1 protein-coding gene is annotated in these 2,382 nt (G+C 69.6%); it reads right to left on the reverse strand.

Annotation, left to right across the window (positions count from 1 at the left end):
• A partial coding sequence (acnA, locus tag AC1VTH_RS07930) for an aconitate hydratase AcnA (protein WP_481335618.1) occupies positions 1-2,382 on the reverse strand: 2,382 nt, incomplete at both ends.

Genomic DNA, 2,382 nt, shown 5'->3' on the forward strand with positions numbered 1-2,382 from the left:
GGCTCGATATCGTAGACCTCCGTGCCGGTGAGGCCAAGCTCCTGCGCGCTCTGTCCATCAATAAACTCGAGCGGCAGGATTCCCATCTGCACGAGGTTGGAGCGGTGGATGCGCTCGAAGCTCTGGGCGATGACGGCGCGCACCCCCAGCAGCAGCGGGCCCTTGGCGGCCCAGTCGCGGCTCGAGCCCGAGCCGTACATGCGGCCGGCGACGATGACGAGCGGCGTGCCCGCGGCCTCGTAGGACTCGGCGGCGTCGAAAACGCTCTTAACCTCGCCGCACGTCTGATCGAGCGTCACGGGGCCGGTCGTGCCGGCGAGCCTGTTGTCGAGCTTGACGTTGGCGAAGGTGCCACGCGCCATGCACTCGTGGTTGCCGCGGCGCGAGCCGTAGGTGTTGAAGTCGGCATCGGCCACGCCGCGCTCGCGCAGGTAGCGGGCGCAGGGCGAGCCGGCCGCGATCGCACCGGCCGGCGAGATGTGGTCGGTGGTCACGAAGTCGCCAAACAGGCACAGGGCGCGGGCGCCGCTGACGCCAACGTGGCCCTGCCTGCGCGCGATCTCGAAGTAGGGCGGACGGCGCACGTAGGTGGAGCCCTCGTCCCAGGCGAAGGTGGCCGACTTCCCCGCCTCGATTTCGTTCCAGGAGCGCTCCCCCTCGAGCAGGTTTGCAGACCCCTGCGCGTAGACCTCGGGGTCGAGCACCTGGGCTAAGACCTCAGAAATCTCTGCCGTGGTGGGCATGATGTCTGCGAGCATGACCGGACTGCCGTCGGCACGCGTGCCCACGGGCTCGCGAGAGAGGTCGACGTCCATCGTGCCCACGAGCGAGTAGGCGACGACGAGGGCTGGCTGGGCGAGGAAGTTCTGCGCAACGTCGGGCGATATGCGGCCGTCGAAGTTGCGGTTGCCCGAGAGCACGCTCGTGAGTTCCATGTCGGCGGCGAGGGGCTTGAGGCACGGCAGAATTTCGCCGGAGTTTCCGATGCAGCTCATGCAGCCAAAGCCGCAGGTGAAGAAGCCCACGGCGCGCAGGTCGTCGAGAAGGCCGGCGCGCTTGAGGATGAGGGCGGCGGCATGGGAGCCGGGGGCGAGGATGCGCTTGACCCAGGGCTTGGCCGTAAGGCCCGCCTCGCGGGCGTGGCGTGCGGCGAGGCCGGCCGCGACCATCATGGCGGGGTCGGTGGCCGTGGTGCAGCTCGTGATGGCGGCGATGGCGAGGACGCCGTGGTGAAGCTTATGGGTGGAGCCGTCGGCGCAGGCGACGTTCCAGGAATCGCTCATGTCGCCGTGGCCGTGCTCGGCGGAAACGCCCTCAAAGCGCTCCTTGAGGCCGGCGGGCGTCACGCGGTTGTGCGGGCGCGAGGGGCCGGCGAGCGACAGCTCGACCTGGGAGAGGTCGAGCTCGACCACGCGTGCGTAGCGACGGCCCTCGGAGGCGCCGAAGACGCCCTGGGCCATGGCGTAGGCTTCGACGAGGGCGACCTGCGCAGCGTCGCGGCCGGTGAGAAGCAGGTAGTCGAGCACGTTGTCATCGACCGGGAAGAGCGTCGAGGTGGCGCCGTACTCGGGCGTCATGTTGGAGACGCAGGCGCGCTGAGTCACGCTCAAGGTCGATACGCCCTCGCCAAAGGCCTCGACGAGGCAGCCCACGACGCCCTCGGCACGCAGACGCTGGGCAACCGTGAGCGCAAGGTCCATGGCCGAGACGCCGCTGGCGAGCCTGCCCGTGAGGTGCAGGCCCACGACCTCGGGAACGCGCATCGAGATGGGCTGGCCCAGGGCCGCGGCCTCGGCCTCGATGCCGCCCACGCCCCAGCCAAGCACGCCGATGCCATTGGCCGTGGGGGTGTGCGAGTCGGTGCCCACAACGGTGTCGAAGCAGCAGAGGCTGCCCTCGCCCTCCCACAGGGCGTCGGTGGTGACGACCTGGCAGAAGCGCTCGATGTTGAGCTGGTGGCAGATGCCGCGTCCCGGAGGCACGATTTGCACGTTGTCGAAGGAGCGGCTCGCCCACTTGAGGAAGGCGAAACGCTCGCGGTTGCGCGAGGCCTCGATGGCGAGGTTCTGCCCGGCCGCATCGTCCCCGTCGGCCACGTCGGCACAGACGGAGTGGTCGATGACGAGCGTGCAGGGAATGCGCGGGTTCACGACGCACGGGTCTCCCCCACGCTCGACCATGGCGTCGCGCATGGCGGCGAAGTCCACGAAGACGGGCACACCCGTGAAGTCCTGGAAGAGCACGCGGGCGGGCATGAACTCGATCTCGTCGCCGGCGGCGCCGGCCTCGCTCGCGGAGACGATGCGCTCGGCAGCGCGCAGGGCGTCCTCGTCGGTCTCGGCGCGGCGGATCACGTTCTCGAGCAGGACCACGAGGCAGGCC

The sequence above is a fragment of the Parolsenella sp. genome, assembly GCF_982402205.1.